Origin of the sequence: Pedobacter hiemivivus (genome assembly GCF_004331685.1) — a bacterium.
Classification (GTDB): Bacteria; Bacteroidota; Bacteroidia; order Sphingobacteriales; family Sphingobacteriaceae; genus Pedobacter; species Pedobacter hiemivivus.
Map to the genome: position 1 here is coordinate 16,909 of NZ_SJSM01000019.1, position 23,966 is coordinate 40,874.

Genomic DNA, 23,966 nt, shown 5'->3' on the forward strand with positions numbered 1-23,966 from the left:
TTTAGTTAAGGATAAATTTCAAACCAAACGTAAATGTTCTGGCCTGTGGATAAGTGCTATAATCAACTCCCATACTCATAAAAGCGGTACTAGAAGCGCTAAAGTTTCCCTGCGGATCAAAACCTGGGTATTTCGTAATTGTAAATAGATTAGCCGCCTGGAATGAAAACTCAACCGTTTTAAACATCCTGTCATTCATTAATTTTTTCGGCAATCGATAAGAAACATTCAATGCACTTAAGCGCAAATATGAGGCATCATGCAAATACCTATCGCTCATAATGTTATTAGCACCTCTACCGTAATAAGTTAGACGCGGCAAAGTACCGTCTTCCCCCTTCATGGTCCAGGAATCTAGTGCCATACTAGGTACATTATAAACATTCATATCGCCGGAAGTGGATTTTTCTAAATCAAATATTCTTTTCCCGCCCAAAGCGTAAGAAAAAGTTGCGTTGAAATAGAAATCTTTCCAGATCACTGTAGAACCAAAGCCACCATAGATATCAGGGTTAGCATTTCCTAAATTAGTCCTGTCATCTACAGTAACTTTACCGTCTTTATTCAAATCCATCAGATATAAATCACCCGGATTTTCGTAAGCATCACGATAAACATCCTGATAACCGGTTGGCAATAATGGTTTTAAAGCAATAATTTCTTCCTGCGTACGGAATAATTTACCAGCATATTTATAGCCATAGAAGTCTCCTAATTTACCACCGACATCTACCCTAAAATATTCATTAGCAGTACCACCATAAAATTTAGCACTACTGTTTAATTTTTCCAAACGACCTACATTATGGCCAACGTTTAAATCAAGCGTCCAGGTAAGATTCGCCGAACTCAGTACATCCCCCTTTACATCAAATTCCAACCCTTGATTTTTAAGACTTCCAATATTTTGTGTAACCGTACTAAATGCTGAAGATGTAGGTACTGGATCCGAATACAATAGGTTACTTACTTTTTTCTGGTACCAACCGAACGAACCTCTGATCCGATCATTTAGCAATCCATAATCAAGGCCAAGATCTATTTGATTTTGTGATTCCCACTGAAGGATGTCATTCCCCAGTGTAGAAGGGACTATCCCTGGCAATCCATTGTAAATTCTAGCGCCCATCAATGTTTGCCAGGCGTAATTACCCAAATTCTGAGAACCTGTTTTACCTATCGAACCACGTAGCTTTAAATAAGAAAATATATGGCTGTAAGGCTTAGCAAAAGCTTCCTCAGTAATGATCCATCCTAGCGCCGCTGATGGGAAAAACCCCCACCGTCTGTCTAGCCCGAAACGCGATGAGCCATCTTTACGCACCGTTCCGGTAATCAAATATCTATTGTTAAACTTATAGTTTAGGCGAGCAAATCCAGACACCAATGAGTTTGAATAAAGCGAACTTCTGATACTCGATTTTATGGCAGCACTACCTAAATCAATAAGCACCTCCTCATCTGGGAAATTAGTACCTATAGCGGAGAAACCCTCGCTATCATTTTGTTCCATGGAGAAACCCGCTAAAGCATTGATATCATGCTTACCGAAGGTTTTAAAATAATTCAGCGTATTCTCCCAAACCAATACCGTATTTTCACTTTGATCAATAGTTCTGGAGTTCAAATTACCATCGTATGCAGTTTTTCTAAAAACATCGGTTTTGTTGGTCGAGTAGTCTGCAGTACCGGTTGTTCTTAATTTTAGCCCCTTCCTAATATCATACTCAAGAAACATCGACACTGCGCCAGATTTCCCTTTCCCCTCATTTCTATCTTGAAGCTCTAACAAAGGATTCTTCGTATAAGTAGAGATCTTATTGATACTACCATCAGGATTATAAGCAGGAAAATCTGGGCGCATTTTCAGAATTACACCCAACATCGCATCCTTATTATTTATACTTCTCGCATTTGCATTGATATTTATGCCTAGCTTAAGTATATCTCTGACTGAAGATTCAAAATTAAAACGCATACCGTAAGTCTTACTATTCCCCCCAATTACTACTCCATCCTGATCTTTCATAAATACAGAGGTGTAATAACTGGACTGCTTGGTTCCACCTCTTAAAGACAATGAATAATCTTGAGTTGCTTCATTTCTCGTCATTAAGTCCCACCAATCGGTATTCCCACTCAAATAAGCATCCGATCTAAACAAGTCATCGGTAATCCAGCCTTTAGTTAAATGACTGGTATTCTTAAACTTATTATTGAATTTAGCTTCATCAATAAATTGTCTGGTAAAGTAGTCTAAACCACCTACCGTCATTACAGCCTCTCTAACAGAAGCTTTAGATAGGTTAATGTATTCATCAGCAACCAATACCCCTATTTTACTTTTATCGATAAACTGTTTACCATAGCGGGTGGAGAATTCAATGGTAGGTTTCATTCCTTCACGGCCATGCTTAGTGGTAACGAGCACCACACCTGCAGCACCACGTGAACCATAAATAGCGGTAGCTGAAGCATCCTTTAATATGTCGATAGATTCAACATCATTTAAATTAAGGTTATACAACTTGTTTGCAATATTTCCAGATATAGAACTATTAATTCTTCCATCTTTTTCAAAGGATGTATTTGAATAATCAGGAACACCATCAATTACCCAAAGGGGTTGATTATTGCCAGACAGTGAAGATGCACCACGGATAATTACAGAAACAGGTGATGATGGTGATGCCGATTGGATCATTACATTTACCCCCGCAGCCTTACCCTGTAACAGGCTCTGAACACTCGCCCCCATTGGTGCATTTGCAATCTCAGCAGTACCAAGATGTGATACAGATCCGGTTACGTCTTTTACTTTAGAAGTACCATAAGCAACTACAACAACCTGATTTAAGGATCCTTCAACATCTTCAAGGATAATCGTAACTGCGTCAGAACTCCTCCCTATAACTTCCTGAGGTTTATAACCAATAAATGAAACATAAAGGAGCACCTTATCTTCCGTATCTTTCAGTTCGAATTCGCCCTGTGCATTCGTCTGCACCACCTTATTCGCATTCTTGATTTTCACGGTGGCACCTGGCAATGGTTTCCCTTTAGTATCCACAACCCTACCCTTAATAGTTTTTGGAGGTGCTACTTTAATCTGGGTATTTAAACCCGCTCCAGCAGAAGAAATTCTTTGCGTAATTACAATAGTCTTATCTTCTATACTATAATCCAGCGATTGATTTTTAAAACAGGTCTTCAACACTTCAGATAACTGTACAGCGGATACATCAAGTGTTACCGGTTTTGCCTGGTCGAGCAATTTAAAATTGTAAAAGAAGACGTATCCTGTTTGTTTTTTTATGGCTGTAAAAACCTTTTCCAGAGGCACATTTTTCCCTGTAAAAGTAACCGTTTGTGAATAACTGCTCGCAGAAACATTCATCACCATCAATGCGGTTAAGAAAAAAGTCAATTTCATAATCAGTACTAGTTTAGCTGATAATACTTGTTTTGGAAATCGGAGCAGAACACTCCAAAACTGGTTCTGATTATCAGTATTTAGATTCGGAGAGGTATAATACGCCTCCTTATGGCGACTGTTTTCACAGCATACGCCAGACTTAAAAAAAATCATACATTTGTTTAGTTTGGGTTGATAATATGGTTGACGAAAATTGTACAGTAGACCCAGATACCTTTACTGATTAATCAGGAAACGGAACCAGGAGTGTATCGAGCACTTCTGGTTTTTTTTTAGGGTATTTACTTGTAATAAGAAAGTAGATTTTATGGCATAACAATCACCTCCCTTCCTGCTATTCTAAAATGAACTCCACTTTTGTTTAGTATTTTAAGCACCCGAGCTATGCTAAGGTCCTTTTGAATTTCCCCCGAAAATGCCAGTTCAGGTGTAAGCCCTTCATAACGCACATCCACATCATACCATCTTGAAATTTGTCGCATGATGGCCTTTATATCTGCATTATTAAATTGAAAATAGCCTTCTTTCCAGGACATCACCTCCCCTACATCAACTTTACTGGTACTAATCTGCCCATTAGCAAACTGTGCCTGTTCGCCAGGATGAATTACAACTTTCTTACTTACACGCACTAAACCTTCTAATAAGGTTGTCTTTACGCTACCTTCATCTGCATAAGCATTGATGTTAAAATGCGTACCTAAAACCTCTACTTCCTGTCCATTACTAGTTACCACAAAAGGTATATGTTTTATCTTTGTTTTAGTCACTTCGAAATAAGCCTCGCCACTCAATTCAACCATTCGTCGGCTTAGCCCAGAAAAAGAAGCCGGAAAACTAATAGAAGAAGCCGCATTGAGCCAAACCTTAGTTCCGTCGGGTAGTTCCACCTGGTATTGCCCTCCACGTGGAGTGGATATCATAATTTTCTCAAGATTGTTTATTGTATTTCCTTCAGATAAATGCTCCAGACTACTTCCATCACTGTAACTCAGCTTAGCGGCATCAATCACTACTCCCCGCTTTGCCTCACTTAGATTAATGGCTTGCCCATTACCCAGTGTCATTATCGCTATATTTTTTCCGGGCTTAATATCATTGGTCGAAAACGCGATTGTGGCTTCCCCTCCCTTATGAAGAGCAGTTTGATAAAACCAAAGTCCGGCACCAATTGCAAATACGATTGAAGCCGCAACAATGATCTTCGACCACAGCTTTACTTTTGCTGGTTCATGGCTATCCTCCTCCTCTATGTAACCAACCTGTCTCTTTGAGAAGGCTTCCTTAAATGCAGCATAATCCGCACTAAAGTGTTGATCAGTAATATCCCCATTTAATTCGAAATACAACTTTTTGGCCTTTTCTAATTGAGGCCTTTTTTCTGGATGAGCTGCAATCCATCTGCTCCAATAAACAACATCGGCATCGTCATTCCCCAAACAATAACGCTGGAAAGAGACATCACATAAAAAGTCCTCTATGTCGTAAGCTAAATGGTCCATTTATTAAAATTTAGCTATAGAGGAATAAACCATTTCCTTTTTACTACAAAAATTAAAATTATTTCAAATAAAGTGTTAAAAAGATCACAATGCAGAGTAGACTGTAATAATCTTCACCATTTTTTTCTTTTAAATTCTCCCGAAGTTTTTTTATGGCATCGTGAGTGATGTTATAAGCAGTCCTTTTGGTGATACCGCATTTTTCGGCGATTTCATCATAGTCCAGATCATCAAAAAACTTGAGTTTAATCAATTCCTTTTCCCTTTCAGTTAACACCTCCATAGCTTTGAGCAAGGCCGAACGAAGTATCGAATTATTTTGGATGGCATCAAAATAATCAGCCTGACTAAGCCCCTCTTCCATCAGATCAACAGCTTTCCCTTCCTTGATTCTCCTTGTTTGTACAGATTTAAAATGGGAGAATGCAACACGCTTAAGACAGGTAATCAGATAGGCACGAACATTGGTTACTTCAGGCAGCTTTAATCGAATGTCCCACAACTGCATTAACATATTGGTTAAGCATTCGTTGGCAATTTCTCTATCTCCGGTAAGTTTTATTCCGTAATTGATAAGGCCTAGATAATGCATGCGATAGAGCTCCAAAAAAGCTTCCTCATCACCTTCCTTAAATTTTAACCATATCAGATCTGCCCCATCTTTCATCCGCCAAATATATCTACATATCTTTTATAATTAGATAGCTATCAAAAATTATCCAGTTGCTATGGCTTAGCCCTTAAGCTTATCCTTATGCCTATCGCTTAATGACAATGGTTCGGCCGGTAACCAAATGAAAGGTATAAATCCGGTATAAACCATCATCAGAAGTCTCAATACTTTCAACCAGGCCAGTCTTGCTAAAAGTATCCGTTACCAGGTCTCCCTTCTTAACTTCCTGAAGTACTTCTGATGGTGTTTCACTATTCAATCTAATCATGGTCTGTTTTTTTGGCAATGATACAACTTATTGGTCTTACCACAGCAAAATGTTGAGTATAAGATTGATCCTCCGTTTTAAAAAACTATTAAATTTCTGTAAACTTGCAGCTTTAGGGATAAAAAATGGCAAGCTATGCTTCACTTTCTGATCAGGAACTGGCAGACCTTTTAAGGCATGGCAATGAAACCGTGTTTAAAATTATCTACGACCGCTTTTGGAGTAAACTTTATTTTGTCGCCTCGAAGCGATTAAATGATCCGGCTGAAGCAGAAGAAGCCGTTCAGGATATCTTTTTGAATCTCTGGAAAAATAGAGAATCCTTTCAGCTTAAAGTTAATTTCGAGAACTATCTGGCCGTAGCTATAAAATTCCAGGTGATTAAAAGAAGAGCTAAACGTTTTAAAAGATCTATTATTGAACAACAACTTGGAACTGAAGCTGAATTGGAGAACTTTCAAAACCAAAATTACGATTGGAACCAATACGACTTAGAAGAACTTCAAGGCCGTTTAAGTAAAATTATAGACACTTTACCTCCAAAATGTAAATTGGTTTTTAACATGAGTAGAGATGAGAATTACACCAATAAAAAGATCGCTGCTGAATTGGGTATCTCTGAAAAAGCTGTAGAAAAGCATGTCACACAAGCCCTAAAAGTTTTAAAAACCAAACTGGGTTTATCCCTGATATTTATACTCTTCCTCAATTGAAAGCTGCCTTGTCCGGAACTCCTGTTCAAAAAAATCAAAATATTTTAAAATAAAAGGTAGGGTATAGCAGTACTCGTGGGACTATGTTCTAAACTGCCCTAAAAATGGACGAACATAAAATAAATATGCTTTCCGATAAAATCGTTAAGGGAACCATCTCCGAACAGGAAATGGAAGAATTTAACGATTGGTATGCTACTTACGAAAGTTTGGAGCAAAACGTAGCTACTGACAAAAACCAGGAAGCCTTAGCGGAGCGCATATTTAAAAATATAACAACTGAAGCTAACCTGCAGATTTCAAAACCTCACAGCATTAAAATGTGGCCTCGCATTGCTGTTGCCGCTTCATTTGCTTTGGTTATTGGAATGGGTGTATTCTATTACTCCGCCAAACAAGCTGATGAAATGAGACAAACTGCTTATTTGAAAAATATAAAACCAGGCGGGAATGGGGCTGTACTAACCTTAGCTGACGGTCGTAAAATCAGACTAGATGCCGCTACCAAAGGAGAATTAGCCAATGAAGAGGGCGTTCGAATTACCAAAACTAAAGATGGCCAGATTCTATATGAAACAAAGGGTACGGCTTCAGCAAAGGATAAAATAAATACACTCGCTACCGCTAAAGGTGAAACCTATACCATTACCCTACCCGATCAAACTAAGGTATATCTTAACGCAGCTTCTTCTCTTAGCTATCCGGCTTCTTTTGCCTCACTTAATGAACGAAAAGTTGAGCTTAATGGAGAAGCATACTTTGAAGTATCAAAGGACAGTTCACATCCTTTTATAGTCCGTACAGCCGACCAGGAAATCAAAGTTCTCGGTACCCATTTTAATGTCAATTCTTATAAAGAAGATGGAAACACCAAAACAACTTTATTAGAAGGATCTGTTGCAATTGGCTTTTCATCAAACAAAAATGAAACCGGGGTAATCATTAAGCCGGGCGAGCAAGCTTATATAAAAGCAAATAAAATCTATGTGGACCAGGTAAACACTGAAGATGCTATAGCCTGGAAAAATGGCTATTTCAGATTCAACAATGAGACATTAGAACAAGCGATGAATAAAATTGCCCGTTGGTACAACGTAACTATTGACTATAAAGACCCGAACATTAAGAATAGAAATGTTTATGGTTCATTGAGCCGTTTCAGCAACATAGGCGATGTATTAAACCTTTTAGAACTTACAGAAGCCGTAAACTTTGAAGTTGAAGGGAATAAAATCATTGTATTGAAAAAGTAAAACAAACAACACCCTAATAGAAACCCATGTATAAAATTTATACCAAAATTTTATGCAGGCAATTGCGCTGCATACACAAATCACTATTAATAATGAGGTTAACCGCCTTCTTATTAATTACTACCCTACTGCAGGTTAGCGCGGCCTCCTTCGCCCAAAAGCTAACCATGAACCAAAACAAAGTATCTTTTGATGAGGTATTTAGAGAAATCAGAAAACAAACTGGCTATGATGTATTGTTGATTTCAAAAAAGATCAAAAGCACAGAGCGTATAGATGTAAAATTCAACAATACCCCGCTTGAAAAAGTAATGGATGAATTGTTGAAAGGAAAAAACCTAAACTACACGATAGAGAAAAAAACAGTGGTCATAAAAGAGAAGGAGAGCTCTTTTATTGATCGCGTGATTAATCGTTTCGCTACAATTGATGTAAAAGGAAAAGTAGTAAATGAAAATAATGAAGGTTTACCCGGCGCTACAATTGCCGTAAAAGGTTCGTCTCAAGTAACAAAAACAAATGCCAACGGTGATTTCGTATTAGCCAGTGTAGATGAGAACGCTACTTTAGTAGTCTCTTATATCGGTTTTGAAAATCAGGAAATCAAGGCTGCAAGGGATTTGAAAGTCATTCGATTGACTTTACAAACCAGCAGTCTGAACGAGGTGAACATTGTAATGACAGGATACCAGGACCTGAATAAAAGACTTTTTACAGGAGCATCTGCAAAAATTAAAGCATCAGAGGCTGAGCGTGCCGGTGTTCCCGATGTAAGTAGGATGTTGGAGGGGCGTGTTGCTGGTGTTTCTGTACAAAATGTTTCTGGTACTTTCGGAGCCGCACCAAAAATCAGGGTAAGAGGTGCAACTTCCATCAATGGAGAAAATAAACCATTATGGGTGGTAGATGGTATCATATTAGAAGACGTGGTGAACATTTCCAATGAACAACTTTCTACCGGTGATCCAAGTACATTAGTCGGATCTTCTGTAGCCGGACTAAATCCCGATGACATCGAAAGCTTTGAAATATTAAAAGATGCCTCGGCGACAGCAATGTATGGTGCCCGTGCAATGAATGGGGTAATTGTTGTGACGACTAAAAAAGGTAAAAAGACAGATGGTAAGCCTGTGCTTTCTTATACAGGAAACTTTACGACCTACTTAAAGCCTTCTTATAATGAGTATGACATCATGAACTCAGCTGATCAGATGTCGGTGTTTGCAGAAATGATGAACAAAGGCTGGTTAAACCACTCAGAGGTTTCGAGAGGTGCAAGTGGTGGTGTATTTTACAAAATGTACAATGAAATGTACCAGTATGATGGGGCGACTGATCAGTTCAATTTAAGAAATGATGCGCCTAGCAGAAAAGAGTTTTTAACGAGATATGCCAACGGTAATACAGATTGGTTTGACCTGTTGTTTAAAAATTCATTTATGCAGGAACATGCACTAAGCGTAACCAGTGGAACGGATAAATCGAAATTCTATATATCTACCAGTTACCTAGGTGATAATGGCTGGACCATTGGAAACAGCGTAGAAAGATTTACAGGAAATGTAAGGGGTAACTTTGACTTATCTAATAAACTAAGCATTGAGTTAATTACCCAAGGATCAATCCGTAACCAATTTACACCGGGTTCACTGGGAAGAAGAAGCAGTGCCGTTAGCGGTCAGTTTACCAGAGAATTTGACATCAATCCATTCACGTATGCCCTAAATACCAGTCGTACGCTTGCTGCTTTCGACGAACAGGGGAATAAAGAGTTCTTTGTACAAAACTTTGCTCCTTTCAATATCTTGCATGAGCTTGAAAACAACACCATGCAGCTTAAAATGATAGATTTTAAAATTCAGGGTGGTTTAAAGTACAAAATTATCAATGGCTTAAAGTATTCATTTGATGCAGCTTACCGCTATGTAAAAAGCGATAATGAGCACCGAATTAATGACAATTCTAATATGCCAATGGCCTATAGAGCGGCTGGTGATTCTTACGTAATCAATAACAATAAATTCCTTTATAAGGATCCGGATAATCCAAATGCTTTGCCAAGAGTAATATTACCTGCAGGTGGCTTTTACAATGTAAACAGCGACAATATGGAAAACTATTACATGAGAAACTCTTTGGAATGGAATAAAGAATACAATGGTGACCATTTGCTAAATGCATTCTTATCCACAGAAATGCGCTTTACAGACAGACAACGTCGCGCATTTGATGGAGTAGGTTATCAATACGATCGTGGTGGTGTACCGTTTATCGACCCAGACTATTTTAAGAAAAGTGTAGAAAGTAACTTTTTCTATTACAACATGAATACGATGAAAGAAAGATACCTTTCTTATCTGGGTAGAGTGGCTTACTCTTATAAAGGCAAGTATAGCATCAACGCTACCATGAGGTATGATGGCTCGAACTTACTGGGTGGTACAACTACAGCCAGATGGTTACCAACATGGAACATCAGTGGTGCATGGAACATGGATCAGGAAAGTTTCTTTGAAAAACAAGATGTACTGAGTAGAGCTACAATAAGGGGAACTTACGGTTTAACAGCCAGCATGGGCCCTGCAACAAATGCAAGTTTAATCCTGAATAACCAAAGCACAAAAAGACCGTTTTTAAGTGATATTGAAACTGCATTGGTTATTGGAGGACTTAAAAATTCAGAGCTTACCTGGGAAAAACAATTAGAAACCAATATCGGATTTGATATGGGCTTTTTGAAAGACCGTTTAAGTCTTACGGTAGACCTTTACAAAAGAAATGGTTACGATCTGATTGGTGCAGTAAGAACATCAGGTATCGGTGGTCAGTTTATAAAATATGCCAACTATGCCGACATGAAATCTAGAGGTATTGAGGTAACAACAGCAGGTCAGATTTTGAACGGAACCGGATTAAAATGGCGTTCTCAATTGAATTTCGGTTATCATAAAGGTAAAATAACCAAACTGGAAAGTGTTCCATTGGTTTGGAACCTCATCGCTGCAGGTGGTGATGCATTGGAAGGTTATCCACAAAGAGGATTGTTCTCTGTTCAATTTGATGGATTAAATCCACAAACAGGTACCCCTACATTTGTTGGTGTAAATGGCGAACGTCATGTAAGCAATGTTTATTTGCAGGATGATAATATTTCTCACCTGAAATATGAAGGCCCAACAGATCCCCTGATGAATGGTGGTTTTTTCAACACTTTTTCTTACAAGAGTTTCTCTTTAAGCGCTTTATTAACCTTTAGTGCAGGAAATAAAATCAGGTTAAACCCCGCCTTCTCTGCAGGCTATAACGACCTTTCTTCTATGTCTAACGATTTTGTTGGCAGATGGATGCAACCGGGAGATGAGCTTAAAACCAACATCCCAAGTATTGCGGATAAATTTGTAAACAGTAATCTGGGGTCTGATTATCCTTATAATGTATACAATTACACTGATGTAAGAGTAGCTGATGGAGGTTTTATCCGCCTTAAGCAAATTATGCTTAGCTACAATCTACCAAAGCTTATCTCTGGAAAAATTGGCGCAAACAACGCTTCAGTTAGTGTTGTAGGAAACAACATCGCCTTATTATATGCTGATAAACGCTTAAATGGACAAGATCCTGAGTTCTATACTTCAGGTGGAGTATCGCTTCCTGTTCCACGTCAATTTACGGTTTCATTAAAATTAGGTTTCTAAACACAGATTAACATGAATTTAAACAAAAACTTAAAATATATACTGCTTGCAACACTTGCGCTTTCTACCACAGGTTGCGAGAAATACCTGGACACAGTTCCTGATATGCGTTCGGAATTGAACTCCGTTGAAAAAGTAGCCGAACTATTAACCTCTGCCTACCCTAAAGCAGAATACATCAGTTTTACAGAACCAGCTTCTGATGCAGCAGAAGACAAAGGTCCGAGTGAAGGTACAGAAGACCCGACCAATACAGATCCTTATATGTGGCAGGAAGTAAGAGACCGAGCGCAGGGTTCTACAGACTTTTACTGGAATGCATGCTATACGGCTATTGCAGCAGCAAATGAGGCATTAAGTTATGTCGACAAAAACATGAACGATCCTAAGATTCGTCCTTATAGAGGAGAAGCTTTAGTTGCCCGCGCTTATGCACATTTTATGTTGGTAACCCTATATGCAACAGCATATGATATCAATGGCGCAAACGATGCACCAGGTGTACCTTATGTTACTGCTCCAGAAACCGTGGTTTTTCAGAAATACGACAGAGGAACGGTAAAATCTGTTTATGAGCAAATACAACGTGATTTAGAAGAAGGCTTGCCATTGATCAAAAACACAGCTTACAAAGTGCAGAAATACCACTTTAACATTGCTGCAGCAAATGCATTCGCTACCCGTTTCTATCTTTTCAAGGGCGATTACAACAAAGTAATAGACCATGCTGGTAATGTTTTTACCGGTGAAACTGTAGAGACAAGCTTACGCCCATGGAGTACAGAATATTTTGCATTAACCCCACAGGATTTGCGCGCCAGGTTTTCACAAACTACCGAAAAATCTAACCTATTGCTAATAGAAACAGTTTCATGGTGGGCAAGAAGAGGCTCACAAAGATTTGGTTTCGGTCAGAAATTGGCGGATGAGATCTTTAACCGCAGTAATGCTACCGGCAGAGTATGGGCACATAAGCTATACTCGTTTGGTGGTGCACCACATTATACCATGGCTAAATGGAAAGAACACTTCTCGCTTACGAGTGTAAATTCAAGCTCGGGTATTGGTTATACCATTCTACCCGCCTTTACTACTGATGAGGCTTTATTAAACAGAGCTGAAGCTTATGTGGAGCTAGGAAGTACAGAACTGGCTTTAAAAGACCTTAACAGTTTTATCAGTACCAGAATTGTGAATTTTAATCCTGCAACTGATGCTTTAACGTTGGATAAACTTAAAGGTTTTTACAGAAGTACCAATGAAAAAGAGGTATTGATCAAAGGGATTCTTGATTTTAAGAAAATGGAATTCATTACCGAAGGTATGCGTTGGTTTGACATTTTAAGACATAAAATGACGGTGAAACACAACATATTGGATATTAACGGAAAAGAGAAAACTGTTGAGCTGACTCCTACTGATCCTCGTAGACTGTTCCAGTTACCTAAAGAAGTTGTCCTTTCGGGAGTAACACAAAATCCACGTTAAACCAGGCAGACCTAAAATAAACATTAAAAAAATATATTTTCAAATGAAAAGATTAATAAACTATATAGCTATTCTGTGTCTGGCGCTGGCATCTTGTAAAAAAGATGGCCCACTTAACGCCAATATGGACAACTTTAACATAGATTCTTTTAAAAGTGGACCAACCGATGACTGGTTGAAAAGGGAATATCTTGATCCATTCAATATTGAAGTTTTATATCGCTGGGACCGCTATCAGGTGTCTCTGGCTAAGGACTTAGTACCACCGCTGGAGAGCAAAGTTATCCCTGCTATGGAAACCGTAAAATCCATCTGGCTTAGCCCCTATTTAACCGTTGCCGGCAAAGAATTTATTAAGCCTTATGTACCTAAACAAATTGTTTTAATTGGAAGCGCCGAATACAATAACGATGGTACCATTACACTTGGAACTGCTGATGCAGGTAGAAGAATTAATCTATTTATCATTAATAGTTTTCAGAAGTCAAATACAGCCAATGTAGAACAAATGATGCATACGATTCATCATGAGTTTGGCCATATACTTCACCAAAACTCACCTATACCTGAAGATTTCCCAAGAATATCTCCGGAATATGCAGCAAACTGGACCGCTAACGTAAATACTGCCAATGAAGCGAAAAGACTTGGTTTTGTTTCCAGATACTCAAGAAGCAATGACAACGAGGATTTTGTAGAAATGATTGCATTTCTGTTGGTAGAAGGTCAGGATTGGTTTGATGCTTATGTAAATACCGCAGGTGACTTAGGAAAACCTAGATTAAGACAAAAGGAACAAATGATTGTAAACTACTTTAAAATGGCTTACAACATCAATTTCAGAAAGCTACAAGCCGAAGTTAAGGCTTCTTTTGATAGAGAGACTGGTCGTACCACAACGTTTGCTTCTAACTTAGCCAGAAATACTTATAGTAAGATGACCGTAGCAAAAAGCGATATAAGTCAATCCGCTACATTTACTACCGCGTATACTGCTGCAGCTGTAGCGGTAAAAGCAGCAAGCGCCGCGCTTACTGTAGCAGATCAGTTTGAGTTGAGGTTTGGTATGTTGGTTGGAAAACCGATTGCAACCCTGGTTATGACGGTTAAAAATGGCAGTACAAATGAAGAATGGTTTTTCAATTATAAAGTAACTGTTGTAGGTGATAAAGTGACTTTTGTACCGGATAATACGATTACCGGAGTAGAAACAGATAAAGGAACCAAATATAGACCTCAATTAAAACCATTGCTGGATATCATTGAACAAGCTTCAATAGCATCATTTTTATCCCCAGAAAATCTAACAAAGGGTGGATTTAAAGGTGAGGTTAATACTGCAAACTATTTTTACGGATCACTAATCAGATAATTACTATGAAAATCAAAATATTAAGCATATTCTGTTTAGCACTGGCACTAAGCAGCTGTAAAAAAGGATCAGAAGATTTAATGATCGACGGAAAACTGCCAGAATTAAGATCACAAGAAAGTTTAGAAACCTACGGCAAGGCACTTACTTCTGCCTCAAACGGCTGGGCAGGCTACCTATTTACTGAAGGTGGTGGCGGCTACGGCTTTTATATGGACTTTAATGACCAGGATCGCGTAAACATGCTTGCTGAAATTGATGCTGGCACGGCCACAGACATCATGGAAAGCACTTATAGACTTAAGGCAGTTATGGGACCGTCATTAATATTCGACACTTATAACTACCTGCATTTACTTGCAGATCCAAATTCGGATGTTGTTGGTGGAACTGCGGGCGTAGGTTTTAAATCTGATTTTGAATTCGAATTTTCTAGCCTAAAGGGAGACACAGTTAAACTTGTCGGAAAAAAGAGAAGGAGCGATTTATTTCTAGTGAAACTGAATGCAGAACAGCAAGATTTTTACTTAAAAGGTGGACTTAAAACGTTAGTATCTGATCTAACAACCTATTTCAATGCCAACAAAAACCTTTACATCACAGGTAACGCTGAGGTAAGCAAAGTTCAGTTTTCTGTGAATATGGCGCTAAATGTGAAAAAAGCCTTTTTCACCTGGGTAGAAAATGGCGTGGTAAAAACTGCAGAAGCGCCTTTTGCCTATACCACCAATGGTATGTTCTTCAATAAACCACTTGTTTTTAACAACATTGCGTTTAAAACAATCACATGGGATAAAAGTAAGAACCTGCTTACCGCAACAACGACCACTGGTAAGCAAATTGATATTTTAAGAGGCGATCTTCCAATCATTCCATTGCATATTTTAATGGGAACTGATCGATTTAAAACTATTACAGTGTTCTCTACCCCATTCCAGACTTGGTCGACAAGCTTTACAGCCATGCGTGCTACCATGTCTACATCATTAACACTTAACACGAGAAGACTGGGAAATATTAATTTCATTTTCAATGACGAAATTAAACAGATGAAGATAACGGTTACTACTTTCAGAAGTATCCTTCCTACAGTTTCGGAATTTGTTTACAACTACACTAAGACTGTAGATGGAACTTATGATTTTGAATTTGTGAATACCGAAGAAAGGACTGCTGTGATATTGAATGCAGTTTTGCCGCTAACAAAGATCTTTAATGATCATAAATTCACATTGGATTATAAATTAGATCCGGTTCAAGGTCAGGTAGGTAGTATTACCAGCGTTGATGATCCAAATTATTACTTGTCAGGAGAATTGAAATAATATACATACAGTAATTCATTAAAAAGGGCGGGCATTATTAAAATGCCTGCCCTTTTTTGTATGCTGTCTAAATACCTTTTTGGACAGCCCCCTTATCTAGATTATTTAAAGTAAGATGCAATGTCGATATGTCTGAAGTATATCCAAGTACCGCCGTCCCAATCATCATATTCTTTGACGTCACTAATCGTTAAAATAGCGGCCCCTCCGGGTGTAAATGATAAGCTACCTCCAGAAAAACCAGTTGACGGCAGCATAGGTAGAATCTCGTTTGTCACATCATAGGGCAGTTCAGTCAGGGTCCCTCTTTTAACGATCCTAAAAACATAGGCTTTAAACGCACCTTCCGGGAACGGAGGAATCTCTATACTTTTACTGAATGTACCATCTTCAGGTAATTCAATTCTGAAGGTGGTTGCTGTTGATTGATAAGGCAGCCCCGATCGTCTCCCTTCATAAATTACCAGATCTGCCGGGCCACGGAATATATTTAGCTTAGATGTAAACGAAGCGGTCAGCAACATATTCACGGGATTTGCGGGAAGGCCCGCATCTATTTTATCAAAAATTTTTTCCCCGTCGAAATAGAATACCCAAGGTATTGCAGAGGACCCGGCTTTAACTTCTTTGTTCATTAAGGATTCCGTCGTTCCCTTTTTACGAACCTGCAGCAGCCGGGTCTGACCAGCGTCAACACCTATATTGATGACCGGGAAATCTTTGCCGCTACCGGAACCTACTACCTTATCATCAACAGTAAACTCCACTTCTCCTTGCGCAAAGCCCTTCACATTTACCGTGACGAAGTCCGCATACATTTTCTCACCATCAAAATAATAGATTATATTTTGCTGCTTTTGTTCGGCTGAAATTGTTCTTTTACTCAAAATTTCCTGTTGTCCTTTACGGCGTATTTTTAATTCTGCACTTACATCTTCCATTACCACTTTAACATTAAATTCTCCATGTTCTGAATAGGTTTGCCCGATTACTTTTCCATCTTTCAGGAATTCCAGCGTATCTGTTAAAGTGGTTCCCTTCACAAACAAATCAATTACATTGGGAGGATCTGACTCTGCCAATTCTAACTTTTTACAACTAAATATCGATAGCCAAAGCAGCCCCAGGCATGAATAAAAGATGAATTTTATATTGAGTTTCATGTGTTTTGAATTAAAAATTATAGTTTAACTGCAGACTAAAAGTTCGTCCATAATTACGGGTAAAAGTTTTTTGCTCTCCTGCTTCGTACTTATCAGAAGTACCTTCTTTATAGCCTTCTTTTTTAAATTCCAATGGATCAGGAGAATTTTTATAAAACGCCGCGGCCTTATTAAAAATATTCCCCGCATTTAATTTAACCAGCATCTTGTTTTTTAACCATTTATAGCTCAATTGAAGATCGGTCTGGCTCCGGGGCATTTCATAGTCAATTAATCTTGCTTCAGGTGCCACGATGTAAGTTTTTCTTCCGGCTTTGTTATAAACCACGTTAAAACCGAAACGTGATGCCTGGTATTGCAGACCTACATTTATTAAATATGGAGCTTGACCAGTCATAGGCCTTTTTATTCTCGAAATAATCTCTTCGGCAGCCTGATCCAGTGGCCTATACTTAGCTTCTACTTCCGACTTTTGTAAAGTCGCATTTCCAAACAAGGTTAAATTGTTTAACCATTCCTTTTGCGCAATAAAATTTAAGCTCTTGCGGAGTTCAAATTCCAGACCATATACTTTCGCCCATTCTGAGTTCGAGATCAGGTAAAACGTATTTGCATTCGCATACTGAGTTAATTCTATAGGTCTATCGAAATGTTTATAAAATCCGGTTATCGAAAATGTTTCTCCTAGTGAAGGAAACCATTCGGCACGAACATCATAATTGTTAATCTTTACACTGGTTAATCCGGCATTTTCAATCATGCCATCCAGATATGGACTATATCGGTAAAAGCTACTGTTGTCATTCAACTCCGGGCGAACCACGGAAATAGACCATGAAGTCCTGAAATTGATCTCAGGTGTAATGCTATACGTTAAATTGGCCGATGGCAACCATCGCCATGCAGGATCCGGCTTTGGAACAAAAGTCGTCATTGAACCTCCAAGTTTTGGATTACTGATTTCAGTATACTTATAATAATCTGCACGTACTCCCCATACCATACGTAATTTTTCACCCAGACGGTTATCGAGCATTAAATAAGCTGCATCATTCCGGCTTTTGCCAGCATAACGGTCATTAAACCACATCTGATATCCATAACCATCCAGGCGCAGATTTTCTGGCTTCTGCATCTCTCTTACTGGAATATATCTGATGTCGGGATTAATTGCATTCGAGCTCTGAACAAAAGGTACAATTTGCCAGCTAAACCCTCCTTTTTTACGGTTACCATAGAAGCCCATTTTAAGCGTATTGCGTAAACCAGCAATATTAAAAGGTAAAGTCCCTGCCATACCCCAGCTATAATGACGCTCATCATTTTCATAATATTGGTTAGACATCGGGGCTACTCTGGGTTCAGAATATCTACCTGGAGCGTAGAGGTATACAAATTGCCCATCTATTAACTCCGGCCCCTGTTCAGCCGTGCTTATCGCCTTTTCTTCACGGTTGATCCCTGTTCTTGCGGCATCCCATTCCAATTTTACTTTACCCAATTGGTGCTGGCCAATTAGCTTGTTTTGCATCAAACTTGTGAATATGGGATTGTCGTTCTCCCGTATATTTGGCGGACGAACGGCAATCTCATCGGTAAAATCACTCGTGAAACCTTTTGTTCTTACCAGGTCATTATCAAACATCCGGGTATACGTATTACGCGAACTAAATCGGTGTTTCCCCAGTTTCACGCCCACATTTAATATGGCACCCCAGGTGGTATTAAAACTATAGGAATTACCATTATTGTTGTATTCATTGGCCCATTTACCCCGGTGATAATCTTTAAAAATGGTATTATTTTGTGTATTCCGGTAACTTAAGGCTGCTGTGAAGCCCATGTTGTTAGCTTTGGCAGTGTCTAGATTTAACAGTCTTCCTAAACTAAACTGGTAATTCTGGCCAGCGGCAGCCGGAACCTTGTAAAGTGTAAAATGATCGTTCTTAAAACGTCGGCTTTGCGCATCTATGCGATCCTGAAATTCTGTAGCGGATAAAGTTTCATTTCCTTTGATCGTTCCCGGACCGGAAACAGCGGGATTAGTAACCAATAGGTTATCCGGAGCACTCCTTCCACCGTCGTCAAAACCCAGATAATCATATTTACCACGTTTGTGCGTAAAAAAGGGCTTGCCGGTAGTCTGGTCATTATAAGATGTGCCGACAGAAAAACTCATAAAATTTTCGGTAGGCATATCCCTCGTATTGATCTGGATCAGGCCACCACCAAAGCTGGTGTTCATATCCGGAGTTACGGTTTTACTCACCACAACATTGTCCACCAGATTTGAGGGAATCATGTCGAAGGAGAAGTTGCGGCCTTGTGCCTCAGTACTGGGCAGGGCTGTACCATCCAGAACAGCAGCATTATAACGGTCTGAAATACCGCGGACCACAACAAACTTGTTATCCATAGTACTTACGCCGCTGATGCGTTTTAAGCTCTCTCCAATATTTTTATCAGGCGTGCGCCCAATCTGTTCCGCACTAATCCCGTTGGTCATCTCCGAAGCATTCTTCTGCCTGGTCAGTAGTCCTGCAGCAGAGGCTTTTTTATAGCCCGAGGTAACGGTTACCTCTTTCAGCCCTTTGGCATCTATTTTCATCGCCACGTTTAATGCGGTATTTTTACCTGCAGTAACCGTTACACCGGTAATGCGCTGGGTTTGAAAGGAGATATAGCTGATTTCCAGGGTATAATTTCCTGGCTTTAAACTGATGTTGTAGCCACCATCTACGGTACTCTGTACAGACTGGCCGGTCTCGAGCACCTTAACAGAAGCTCCGGGCAGGTTTTCGCCTTTATCGTCAACAATCTTACCGGAGATCCGTCCCGGCTGCTGAGGAACAGGTTTGGCTTCAATGACTACGAAATCATTAAATGGCTTGTAGCGGAGATTGGTATTGTTCAATATACTTTTCAGTGCCTCACTTACCGAAATATCAGCGGAATGAAGGGTTACTTTTTTTGTCTCCTTATCCAGCAGTTGCTCATAAAAGGAAAATTTAATGCCACTTTTCTTTTGCAGGATCAGCAGGCTTTCCGCTATTCCTGCATTTTTCAGCTCCAGGTTTACCTTTACTTTGCTTAAATCCTGACTACTGGCCGGTGCCGCTACCAGCATCCCGGCAAAGGTGAGTTGTAGCGCGAGAATGATAAAAGATAGCTTCATCAGGAATATCAGTTTATTTAGTGTGTCATCGTAGCTTATTACTACATTTTGCATAATTTTGTGCGTTATCGGGTTATTTCTTACGAAAGATCTGTTAATCAGTACGGCTTTATTGCTGTACTGTTATTCTGCTAAGCCGCCAGGCGGTCAAACCAATGGCTTAGTAAAACTGTAAGGCCGTTCCCGGTTCGGGAGCGGTTTTTTTATAAGTTAGTGGCTTATATCATGTTCCTCCTGTTTTTATGGGTTCCTGTTCTTTGTGTGATTGTTAATTTCTACCAAATGGTTATCGTTTTACCGTTCATCTTATAGTGTGTTTTGGTCGTCACCTTTAGTACCTCCATCAATTGTTTTAGCGGCTGTGTACCATCCAGTATGATGTTCATTTTATACTCGCCGGCTTCTTTATTGCGGATTTCGATGGTTACATTGTACCAGCGTTCAAGGACATTGACAACATTTTTTAAAGGCATGCCGGTAAAGCTGAGTTTTCCTTTTTGCCAGCCGGTCAGCTCTTCTATTGCCTGCTTCGTTTTAATTGCTGTGCCTGTGGCGGGGTTCCAGTCTACCGCATCTCCGGGCAACAATACCGCAATTGATTCCAGCTTGCCCGTATTTTCGGTCTTACGGTCTACCCTTACTTTCCCTGTAGCTACTGCGACTTGCACATCTTCTCCCTTAAAAGCATCGACCTTAAAGGAGGTACCTAATACTTGTGTTTGCACCTCTCCGGTATGGATAATAAAGGGTTTCTCAGGATTTTTAGTGATCTCAAAAAAGGCTTCTCCTTCCAATGAAATTTCACGGGTACTGTTGCCAAAATGTTCAGGATAAGTTAAGTGACTACCTGCGCCCAGGGTAACTACCGAACCATCGGATAAAGTAATTTTTGAACGCTGTCCGTTTGGATTATGGCTCGAAAGCATGGCTATGCTGGCAACCGTCTGTGTGCTATTGAGCTGTAATGCACCATAAGTTGCTATCCCAAGAATCAATACTGTCCATATTGCTGCGTATTTATAAAAATGGTTCCTTTTGATTACCAAATCTGGTTTTACATCATCCAGCCGACTGTTTAACCTATGCTGAAAGTCTTGAATGTACTGATCTGTTGCTGGTGTTTCATTTTTAAACTCCTGCCAGTCTTCGTCCATCACCTGCTCAAAAAGTTCCTGACCACCGGTTTGTAGCATCAGTCTTTTTATATACTCCTGCTCCCGCGGTGTGCAGTTGCCTGCTATGAATTTCCTGATCAGTATTTTATCTGTTTCCTGTTCCATTTATTATTGCCCTTCATACATACACACGCAGAAAGTGATGACAAGGGCTAATTGGAAATGTTATTTCTTCAACAAAACACGTAAACAACTGATATACAATCAGAATAAATTAAAAAAGAAATAATAAAAGAAGGATTAAAGTTGCTTCGGTATAGGCTTTCAGATCTTCTCTGAAATAATTGAGTGCAGCTTTTATATGATTTTTCACTGTATTAACCGAGAGGTTTGTTTCCGCTGCGATTTCAGCATGAGACATTTCGAGCTCCCTGCTCATCGTATAAACCAAACGACGCTGAGGACTAAGTTCCGCCAGTTTATCCTGATACAACGTCTGCACTTCAGCATCAATTATAGCGTAATCTGCCGAACGGCTTAAGGGTTCATTGGAAGCCGACATGTTTTCAAGAGGTACAAATGACAATGCTTTTTTACGCCAATGACTGATGATCGCATTTTTTAACGATCTGTAGAGGTATTGATTCAAATGCTGTATTTCTGCAAATTCTGTCTGCCGCCAGAGTTTTAACATCAGATCCATCACCAGCTCTTCAGCCAACTCACGATCCTTAAGCTGCCTTCCCGCGTATTGGAGCAGGTCATCAAAATGACGACGAAATAATACATTGAAGGCCGTTTCATTGCCTTCTTTGCATTGTTTCGTCAGTATATGATCGGGTAGCTCTTTAAATGTCATTTGAACGAATTCTCATGGCAAAGTAAGGCAGCTAATATTACGTTAAGGTTAAGTTTATGTGACTGTACAATTTAGATTAATATCTTTAATTATTGAGTCGGCTAAAGGTGACCAGTCCGCAGGCACCTAGGAAAGGGTTCAGATTAACAAAAGAGTTAGATCAAAGAAAAAGAGAGACAAATTCTAAAAAAATAGATTTGTCTCTCTTAGTGCCCGAAGAGAGACTCGAACTCTCAAGGATTGTACTCCAACGGCTTCTGAGACCGCAACGTTTACCAATTTCGCCATCCGGGCATTAATAAAGTTCAGAATATCCTTTAATGCCGCAAATATAGTATTATTGGCCATTTTTACGAATAACCTTCGTATAATTAATTCATCTCTTTTCTATTTGGAAACATTAAGCTGAATTTCTTAACTTACAGCACATCTACTCGTGTAACCTTAGAAATATGAACTGGCTGCTGATTGCTGAAATCGCCTACGTGCTCATCTTAATTTTAGTTTGCCTGCGCATCATTTACGATACCCGGAGCACGACAAAAACCCTTGCTTACCTACTTTTCGCAATATTTGTCCCTTTTTTTGGAATGATCTTTTATTTCTTTTTTGGAATCAATTATCGGCACCGAAAAATGTATACCAAGAAACTATTTGAAAACGACGATCTCGCGGCAAAATTTAAACGCGACCTCCTTCATTCATCGGCAAAAACCTTTAAAGAAAGCAATGCCGAAGTCCTTAGTAATAAAGAGCTGGCCTTTATGCTTTTAAATGACTCAATGAGTCCATTAACGGCTAAAAATGCAGTAAAACTATTAATAAATGGAGAACAAAAGTTCCCAGAAGTATTAACAGCAATTCAGGAAGCCAAATACCATATCCATATAGAATATTACATATTTGAGGATGATGAAATTGGCCAGGCACTTGCTGAAGCTATGATCGCAAAAGCCAAAGAAGGTGTTAAAGTCCGCTTTATTTACGATGATTTTGGCAGTAGAGACATTCGTAAAAAAATAGTACCATGGCTTATCGAAAACGGAGTAGAGGCCTACCCTTTCCTAAAAGTCCACTTCATTTTACTAGCCAATCGCCTCAATTATCGAAATCACCGCAAAATAATTGTAATTGATGGCTACATCTCTTTTGTAGGCGGAATTAATGTGAGTGACAGGTACATTAACAATGGCAATGCTAAGCAATTGTACTGGCGTGATACCCATTTACGCATTGATGGCCCCGGTACACAATACCTTCAATATCTTTTTCTGTGCGATTGGAACTTCTGCGCTGAGACCATACTGGAACCAAACACCAACTTTTTCCCTACTAAAATTCCAAAAATCGCTGAAGAAAACAAAATAGTACAAATTGCTGCCAGTGGGCCCGATTCAGAGTCCCCAACTATTTTATTTTCCATCCTGCAAGCCATTAACCTGGCTACCAATGAAATCCTGATTACCAGCCCCTATTTCATTCCTGGTGAAAGTTTGCTTGATGCACTCATCATATCATCACTGAGCGGAATTTCAGTAAAACTGCTCGTACCTGGCAAATCAGATTCTATTTTAGTAAACTCTGCGGCCAGGTCATATTACAATGATCTCCTAAAAGCTGGGGTTCAAATTTATCAATACCAAAAAGGCTTTATACATGCAAAAACAATGGTAACGGATAAAAAAGTAGCGATGGTGGGCACTGCAAATATGGATTTCAGAAGCTTCGATCTAAACTTTGAGGTAAATGCAATTATTTACGACGCTCAAATTGCCACTGAATTGAGTGCTAATTTTTATAACGATGTTAAAAACGCCGTAAGAATTGATCCCGAACAATGGGCTGATCGTCCTTTATACAAGCAATTACTTGAAAAAGCAGCAAGGTTACTATCCCCTTTACTTTAATAAAAACGTAGGTAAAAGCACA

At 39.2% G+C, this 23,966-nt stretch carries 15 protein-coding genes and 1 tRNA gene; 7 read left to right on the forward strand and 9 right to left on the reverse strand.

Annotated elements, in window-relative coordinates:
* Position 1: 1 nt before the first annotated feature.
* The 4 genes from EZ444_RS21170 to EZ444_RS21185 all read right to left on the reverse strand — a co-directional run bounded on the left by EZ444_RS21170 (position 2) and on the right by EZ444_RS21185 (position 5,879).
* A complete protein-coding gene (locus EZ444_RS21170; RefSeq protein WP_205945322.1) occupies positions 2-3,433 on the reverse strand; it encodes a TonB-dependent receptor in 3,432 nt (1,143 codons plus the stop codon).
* A gap of 308 nt (positions 3,434-3,741) precedes the next feature.
* Positions 3,742-4,938 carry a FecR family protein gene (locus tag EZ444_RS21175; RefSeq protein WP_131611149.1) on the reverse strand — a complete coding sequence of 399 codons (1,197 nt, stop codon included), beginning with the start codon at positions 4,936-4,938 and terminating at the stop codon, positions 3,742-3,744.
* A 58-nt stretch (positions 4,939-4,996) separates the two neighbouring features.
* On the reverse strand, positions 4,997-5,605 hold the full coding sequence (locus EZ444_RS21180; RefSeq protein ID WP_131611150.1) for an RNA polymerase sigma factor: 609 nt from the start codon (positions 5,603-5,605) through the stop codon (positions 4,997-4,999).
* 91 nt (positions 5,606-5,696) lie between these two features.
* Entirely contained in the window at positions 5,697-5,879 is a 183-nt protein-coding gene (locus tag EZ444_RS21185; protein WP_090780399.1) for a hypothetical protein, read from the reverse strand.
* 125 nt (positions 5,880-6,004) lie between these two features.
* On the opposite strand from EZ444_RS21185, the gene EZ444_RS21190 reads away from it, so the two are divergent.
* From EZ444_RS21190 to EZ444_RS21215, 6 genes are all read left to right on the forward strand, one after another.
* Positions 6,005-6,592, forward strand: coding sequence for an RNA polymerase sigma-70 factor (locus EZ444_RS21190; RefSeq protein WP_131611151.1), 588 nt, complete (start codon positions 6,005-6,007; stop codon positions 6,590-6,592).
* Between the two features lie 104 nt (positions 6,593-6,696).
* Positions 6,697-7,845 carry a FecR family protein gene (locus EZ444_RS21195; protein ID WP_131611152.1) on the forward strand — a complete coding sequence of 383 codons (1,149 nt, stop codon included), beginning with the start codon at positions 6,697-6,699 and terminating at the stop codon, positions 7,843-7,845.
* A 92-nt stretch (positions 7,846-7,937) separates the two neighbouring features.
* Positions 7,938-11,540: a SusC/RagA family TonB-linked outer membrane protein gene (locus tag EZ444_RS21200; RefSeq protein WP_131611153.1), complete on the forward strand. Its 3,603-nt coding sequence runs from the start codon at positions 7,938-7,940 to the stop codon at positions 11,538-11,540.
* Between the two features lie 12 nt (positions 11,541-11,552).
* A complete protein-coding gene (locus EZ444_RS21205; RefSeq protein ID WP_131611154.1) occupies positions 11,553-13,028 on the forward strand; it encodes a RagB/SusD family nutrient uptake outer membrane protein in 1,476 nt (491 codons plus the stop codon).
* Positions 13,029-13,071: 43 nt separating this feature from the next.
* Entirely contained in the window at positions 13,072-14,400 is a 1,329-nt protein-coding gene (locus EZ444_RS21210; protein WP_131611155.1) for a zinc-binding metallopeptidase, read from the forward strand.
* Between the two features lie 5 nt (positions 14,401-14,405).
* Positions 14,406-15,725 (forward strand): DUF4302 domain-containing protein, encoded by a 1,320-nt coding sequence (locus EZ444_RS21215; protein ID WP_131611156.1) that lies wholly within the window; start codon positions 14,406-14,408, stop codon positions 15,723-15,725.
* Between the two features lie 101 nt (positions 15,726-15,826).
* On the opposite strand, the gene EZ444_RS21220 is transcribed toward EZ444_RS21215, so the two are convergent.
* The 5 genes from EZ444_RS21220 to EZ444_RS21240 all read right to left on the reverse strand — a co-directional run bounded on the left by EZ444_RS21220 (position 15,827) and on the right by EZ444_RS21240 (position 22,331).
* Positions 15,827-16,888 (reverse strand): hypothetical protein, encoded by a 1,062-nt coding sequence (locus EZ444_RS21220; RefSeq protein WP_131611157.1) that lies wholly within the window; start codon positions 16,886-16,888, stop codon positions 15,827-15,829.
* Between the two features lie 10 nt (positions 16,889-16,898).
* Entirely contained in the window at positions 16,899-20,117 is a 3,219-nt protein-coding gene (locus EZ444_RS21225) for a TonB-dependent receptor (RefSeq protein WP_131611158.1), read from the reverse strand.
* A 221-nt stretch (positions 20,118-20,338) separates the two neighbouring features.
* Positions 20,339-21,343 (reverse strand): FecR family protein, encoded by a 1,005-nt coding sequence (locus EZ444_RS21230; RefSeq protein WP_131611159.1) that lies wholly within the window; start codon positions 21,341-21,343, stop codon positions 20,339-20,341.
* A gap of 109 nt (positions 21,344-21,452) precedes the next feature.
* Positions 21,453-22,037: an RNA polymerase sigma factor gene (locus tag EZ444_RS21235; RefSeq protein WP_131611160.1), complete on the reverse strand. Its 585-nt coding sequence runs from the start codon at positions 22,035-22,037 to the stop codon at positions 21,453-21,455.
* A 210-nt stretch (positions 22,038-22,247) separates the two neighbouring features.
* Positions 22,248-22,331: transfer RNA gene (locus tag EZ444_RS21240), tRNA-Leu, on the reverse strand.
* A 158-nt stretch (positions 22,332-22,489) separates the two neighbouring features.
* On the opposite strand from EZ444_RS21240, the gene cls reads away from it, so the two are divergent.
* Positions 22,490-23,944 carry a cardiolipin synthase gene (gene cls, locus EZ444_RS21245; protein ID WP_131611161.1) on the forward strand — a complete coding sequence of 485 codons (1,455 nt, stop codon included), beginning with the start codon at positions 22,490-22,492 and terminating at the stop codon, positions 23,942-23,944.
* Positions 23,945-23,966: the final 22 nt, after the last annotated feature.